Origin of the sequence: Paraburkholderia sp. SIMBA_027 (assembly GCF_046535315.1) — a bacterium.
Taxonomy (GTDB): Bacteria; Pseudomonadota; Gammaproteobacteria; order Burkholderiales; family Burkholderiaceae; genus Paraburkholderia; species Paraburkholderia tropica.
Genome location: NZ_JAWRWY010000725.1, coordinates 1 through 266 on the forward strand (window position 1 = coordinate 1; position 266 = coordinate 266).

Below are 266 nucleotides of genomic sequence, written 5' to 3' on the forward strand. Positions count from 1 at the left end.
CCTTCAGCGCGTCGCCCATCTGCTTGCCGGTCATGTTCTGCTTGGAACCGGCATAGTCGAGCGCACGCTTGGTGATCGAGGCGTCGTCGAAGCGGATTTCGGCGCTGTTGAAGGACAGCTGCTGCAGCAGGCCAAGCATGGCAAGGCCGAGAGCCTGCTGGGCTTCTTCCTTGTTCGGGTTGGCTTCGGAGGCCTTGGCGGCTTCCTGCAGCGACTTCATGAAGGCGGGCGTGTAGCCTGAAATCTTGAAGGCGAGGTTCAGGCGG

At 61.7% G+C, this 266-nt stretch carries 1 protein-coding gene; it reads right to left on the reverse strand.

Annotated elements, in window-relative coordinates; translation table 11 throughout:
* A partial coding sequence (locus SB764_RS40950; protein WP_410866891.1) for a hypothetical protein occupies positions 1-266 on the reverse strand: 266 nt, incomplete at both ends.